A 4,910-nucleotide genomic window follows, 5' to 3' on the forward strand; every position below is an offset into this window, starting at 1 on the left:
GGCCCGTGCCGCCCGCTGATGACCGTCGACCTGGCCCTGCTCCTGGCGATGGGCGTGATGTTCGCCGGGGGGATCTACCTGGTGCTCGAGCGCAGCCTGACGCGCATCCTGCTCGGCATCGTGCTGATCAACAACGGCGCCATCATGCTGCTGTTCCTCTCCTCGGGCGGCACGGGCCTGGCCCCGCTGTTCGTGCGCGGACGGGACCCGCACGAGTACGCGGACACGCTGCCGCAGGCGCTGATCCTCACCGCGATCGTGATCGGCTTCGCCGTGGTCGCGTTCCTGACCGCCATGATCTACCGCTCGTGGCTGCTCGTCCGCGAGGACGAGGTCGAGGTGGACGCGGAGGACGTCAAGATCGCCCGGATGCCCGCCTGGGACGCGGAGGACGACGCGGAGCTCGTGGAGGAGTCCTCCGAGTTCCTGGACGACGCCGCGGACCCCAACGCCCACTACGAGCACGCGACGGAGGCACGGCCCCAGGTGCAGCACGCCACGCCCGCCCCCCAGGCGCCCACCGGATCCGGGGCAGCGTCCCGCGGCCGCCGTCCCGAGGGCGGGGAGCGCGCATGAGCATCGGTTCCGTCCCCCTGACCGACCTGGCCCCGCTGGCCGTCATGCTGCCCGTGCTGGGCGCGGCCGTGACCTTCATGCTCGTGCGCCGCCCCCGCGCGCAGATCACCGTCACGGTCTCCGCGCTCGTGCTCACCCTCGTGCTGGACGCGCTGCTGCTGGCCGCGGTCTGGGACACCGGGGTCGCGGCCGTCCACCTCGGCGGCTGGCCGGCCCCGCTGGGCATCAGCCTCGTGGTGGATCGGCTCTCGGCCCTCATGCTCGTGGTGTCGGCGCTGATCACCCTGGCGGTGTTGCTGTACGCCTCGGCGCAGGGGCTGATCAACCGGGACGAGGGTGGGCCGGTCTCGATCTTCCACCCCACGTTCCTGATCCTCGTGGCGGGCGTGTCCAACGCGTTCCTCGCCGGCGACCTGTTCAACCTCTACGTGGGCTTCGAGATCCTCCTGACGTCCTCCTACGTGCTGCTGACCATGGGGGGCACCGCCCAGCGCATCCGCGCGGGCATCACCTACGTGGTGGTCTCCGTGCTCTCCTCGGTGGTGTTCCTGATCGCGATCGCGATGATCTACGCGGCCACCGGCACCGTGAACATGGCGGACCTGGCCGTGAAGCTGGGCGAGCTGCCCACCGACGTGCAGATGGTCCTGCACGTGCTGCTCCTGGTGGGCTTCGGCATCAAGGCGGCCGTGTTCCCGCTGTCCTTCTGGCTGCCGGACTCGTACCCCACCGCGCCCGCCCCGGTGACCGCGGTGTTCGCGGGCCTGCTCACCAAGGTGGGCGTGTACGCGATGATCCGCACCGAGACGCTGCTCTTCCCGGGGGAGCACGTCAACGCGCTCCTGCTCGTGGTGGCCGCGCTGACCATGGTGGTGGGCATCCTCGGCGCGCTGGCCCAGACGGACATCAAGCGCATCCTGTCCTTCATCCTCGTCTCCCACATCGGCTACATGATCTTCGGCCTGGGCCTGGCCACGGAGGCGGGGCTGGCGGCCACCGTGTACTACGTGGCCCATCACATCACCGTGCAGACCACGCTCTTCCTCGTCACGGGTCTGATCGAGAACCGCGCCGGCACCGCGAACATCGACCGCCTCGGGTCCCTGGCGAAGGTCTCCCCGTTCGTGAGCGTCCTGTTCCTCGTGCCCGCGCTCAACCTCGGCGGCATCCCGCCGTTCTCCGGCTTCCTCGGCAAGGTCGGCCTGCTGCGCGGCGGCGTCGAGCAGGCCACGCCCCTGGCCTACACGCTGGTGGGCGTGTCCCTGCTCGTGTCCCTGCTGACCCTGCTCGTGGTGGTGCGCGTGTGGACCCGCGCGTTCTGGCGCCGCGTCGAGGACGTGGAGCACCCGCCCGCCCAGCTCGTGGCCGCCTACGAGCGGGCCGTCGCCCGTGGCGAGCGCCCCCGCCCGCTCGAGCCGGGCCTCGTGCTGCCCACCACGGCGCTCGTGGGCCTGACGCTGGTGTTCACGGTGGCCGCCGGTCCGCTGTTCGCCCTGGCCGACGAGGCCGCCACGGACATGCTCGACCGCTCGCCCTACATCGCGGCGGTGCTCGACGACGCCGCGGCCGAGCGGGCCGCGGCCACCCTCAGCGTCGACCCGACGGAGGTGCACGATGCCCGGAAGTGACTCCGCCCGCCGCGGCGTGGTGCGCCCCGACGGGATCCGGGGCATCGTGGCCCAGTGGCCGCTGATCCTCGTGATGGTGGCCGTGTGGTGCGCCCTGTGGCAGGACTTCGCTCCGCACGTGGCCCTGACCGGCCTCGCCTTCGCGCTGCTGATCATCGGGCTCTTCCCGATGCCGGACATCCCGTTCAGCGGCCGTCTGAACCCCTGGTGGTCCCTCGTGTTCACGGTGCGGTTCCTCGTCGACGTCGTGCGCGCCTCAGTCAACGTGACCGGGACGGTGCTGCTGCGTGGCCGCCGCGCCCGCGGCTCGATCGTGGGCGTCCCGCTGCGCAGCCACGACGACCTCATCATCACGCTCGTCAGCCACGCCCTGGCCCTGGTGCCGGGCTCGATCGTGCTGGACGTGGACCGGGTCCGCTCCGTCCTGTACCTGCACGTGCTCGACGCGACCACGGACGAGGACGTGGCGGGCTTCCGCGCCAAGGCCCTCGACGTGGAGGCGGGCATCATCCGCGCCGTCGGCACGCGTGAGGACCTCGAGCTGGTCCGCCGCTTCCCGAGTTCGGCGCCCCCCGCCGCCCGCCCCCCGAAGGAGGAGGCCTGATGGACCCCATGGACCTGGCCACGTGGGCCGGCGGGGCGTTGCTCGTGGTCGGCGCCGTCGGTGCGCTCTACCGGATCGTGCGCGGCCCCTCGCTGCTGGACCGGGCGGTCGCCACGGACGTGCTGCTCGTGGTGTTCTCCGGGATGCTCGTCCTGGAGATGGCCGTGCACCGCCACACCCACCACGTGGTCCTCGTGGTGCTGGCCGCCGCCGTCGGCTTCGTCGGCTCGGTGACGGTGGCGCGCTTCGCGGAGGACCGGCGCCCGGACCACTCGCTCGAGGACCAGGCGCGCGTGCCCGGCACCACGGACGTGCCGGGCGGGGAGGAGGGCCGATGACCGACACCGCCACGCTCCTGGACTGGCTGGCCGCGTTCCTGATCGTCAGCGGCGCCTTCTTCTCCCTGGTGGCCGGCGTGGGCCTGCTCGTGCTGCCGGACCTGCTGGCCCGCATGCACGCCGCCGCCAAGCCGCAGGTCCTCGGCCTGCTGCTCATGCTCGCGGGGCTGGCGATCGAGTGGCGCTCGTGGGTGTGGCTGCCCGTGCTGTTCCTGGCCTGGGTCACCCAGATGGTCACGGCCCCGGTGGCCTCCCACCTGGTGGGCCGCACGGGCTACCGCACCAAGCACGCCCGCCGTGAGCTGCTGCACCGGGACGAGCTGGCCGCCGTCGTCCGTCGGGCCGAGCCCCCGGCGGACCCCGGGCCGCGCCGCGCCGGTGCCCGGCCACGCGGGCGCCGCTGACACCACCCCGCACAGCACGACGGCCGCCGTCCGGATCCCTCCGGGCGGCGGCCGTCGTCGTGGTGGTCGCGGGCGGCTCAGACCTCGTGGTCCACGCGGTGCGCGGTGGACTCGGACACCTTGCGGATCGCGGCGCCGGCGCCGCGCTGGCCGGCGACCTTCAGCAGCGCCGCGACGCCCGCGGAGATGAACGCGAAGGACAGGGCCTCGACGAGGGGCAGCGTCTCGTCGGCCGCGTCGTCCGGGGCGCTGTGGCCGGTGACGAGCCGCCAGCCGCCCGCGACCACGCGGGAGCCGACGATGCCGCCGACCAGCGTGATGCCGGCGGACAGGGCTTTCTGGACGAGCGTGTTCATGGTGCGCCTTCCGTGGTCGGGGATATCACGTGCGGTTGCGGTCGCGGCCGACGACGTCGGACGGGCCGGTCTCCAGCCTAGCCCGCGGTGGGCACCGGGTCGCCGCTGACGTGCCGGCCGGGATCGCCGTCGGCGTCCAGATGGGCCTGCAGCATGCCGGTGAGCTCGTGGTCCACGGGGATCTCGACGCCGTCGACGGCGCGCACCGGCAGGACGCCGCGCACCGAGGAGACGAGCCAGACGCCCTCGGCACCCTGGAGGTCCGCCGGGACGAGCGGGCCGTAGCCGAGCTCCCAGCCGTCCGCGTGGGCGGCCGCGAAGATCACGGCCTGCGACGTGCCGGCGAGGATGCCCTTCTGGCGCAGCGGGGTGAGGAGGCGGCGGACGCCGTCCTCCCCGGTGCGCACGATCAGCACCGTGGAGGTGGGGCCCTCGAGCAGGTAGCCGTCCGCGCTGGTGAAGACGACGTCGTCGGCGCCGTGGTCGCGGGCGTGGCGCAGGGCGGCCATGTTCACGGCGTAGGAGAGGGTCTTGGCGCCCGTGAGCAGCCACGGGGAGCGCTCCGGCGCCCGGGAGTCCAGGCCGCGGTCCAGCAGGAGCACGCGCAGCCCGGTGCGGCGCTCCTCGTCCTCGACGGCGGGGGCGGGGCTGAGCAGCGCCCAGGCGGAGGGCTCGGGCACGGCGCCGGGCGCGGCCTCGGGCCCGCGGGTGACGGTCAGGCGCACGGAGAGGCGGTCCCCGGCGGCCACGTCGTTGGCCGCGGCGAAGGCCTGCAGGCCCCGCTCGACGGCGGCCTCCCACGCCGCGGCGCTCGGCGCCGGCAGCTGCAGGGCGGCGGCCGAGGAGGCCAGGCGCCCCAGGTGGGCGCCGAGCTTGCGCATCCGCAGCACCCCGGCCTCGTCCGCGACGGCGAGCGCGGTCTCGAACAGGCCGTCGCCGCGCGTGACGCCCTGGTCGCTCACGCGCAGGTGCGGGACGGAGGGGTCGGCCACGCGGGGCAGGCG

The 4,910-nt window shown here is 73.7% G+C and carries 7 protein-coding genes; 5 read left to right on the forward strand and 2 right to left on the reverse strand.

The window, feature by feature from the left end; translation table 11 throughout:
* The 5 genes from QL983_RS10355 to mnhG all read left to right on the forward strand — a co-directional run.
* Positions 1 to 576 (forward strand): NADH-quinone oxidoreductase subunit K (locus QL983_RS10355; protein ID WP_290152877.1); only part of this gene is annotated, 576 nt, incomplete at its 5' end.
* Positions 573 to 2,204 carry a Na+/H+ antiporter subunit D gene (locus QL983_RS10360; RefSeq protein WP_036340029.1) on the forward strand — a complete coding sequence of 544 codons (1,632 nt, stop codon included), beginning with the start codon at positions 573 to 575 and terminating at the stop codon, positions 2,202 to 2,204. The genes QL983_RS10355 and QL983_RS10360, both read left to right, overlap by 4 nt.
* Complete coding sequence (locus QL983_RS10365) at positions 2,191 to 2,808, forward strand: Na+/H+ antiporter subunit E (RefSeq protein ID WP_101967512.1); 618 nt, start codon at positions 2,191 to 2,193, stop codon at positions 2,806 to 2,808. Before QL983_RS10360 ends, QL983_RS10365 begins: the two co-directional genes overlap by 14 nt.
* Complete coding sequence (locus tag QL983_RS10370) at positions 2,808 to 3,146, forward strand: monovalent cation/H+ antiporter complex subunit F (protein ID WP_036317163.1); 339 nt, start codon at positions 2,808 to 2,810, stop codon at positions 3,144 to 3,146. Before QL983_RS10365 ends, QL983_RS10370 begins: the two co-directional genes overlap by 1 nt.
* The gene (gene mnhG, locus QL983_RS10375; RefSeq protein ID WP_129867214.1) at positions 3,143 to 3,550 is read left to right on the forward strand and encodes a monovalent cation/H(+) antiporter subunit G; all 408 of its coding nucleotides are present in this window, start codon (positions 3,143 to 3,145) and stop codon (positions 3,548 to 3,550) included. The genes QL983_RS10370 and mnhG overlap by 4 nt, the downstream gene beginning before the upstream one ends.
* 77 nt (positions 3,551 to 3,627) lie before the next feature.
* On the opposite strand, the gene QL983_RS10380 is transcribed toward mnhG, so the two are convergent.
* A complete protein-coding gene (locus tag QL983_RS10380; RefSeq protein ID WP_036317169.1) occupies positions 3,628 to 3,906 on the reverse strand; it encodes a DUF4235 domain-containing protein in 279 nt (92 codons plus the stop codon).
* A 77-nt stretch (positions 3,907 to 3,983) separates the two neighbouring features.
* Positions 3,984 to 4,907, reverse strand: coding sequence for an aminotransferase class IV (locus tag QL983_RS10385; RefSeq protein ID WP_290152884.1), 924 nt, complete (start codon positions 4,905 to 4,907; stop codon positions 3,984 to 3,986).
* Positions 4,908 to 4,910 lie beyond the last annotated feature (3 nt).

Origin of the sequence: Micrococcus sp. APC 4021, from assembly GCF_030407635.1 — a bacterium.
GTDB lineage: Bacteria > Actinomycetota > Actinomycetes > Actinomycetales > Micrococcaceae > Micrococcus > Micrococcus luteus.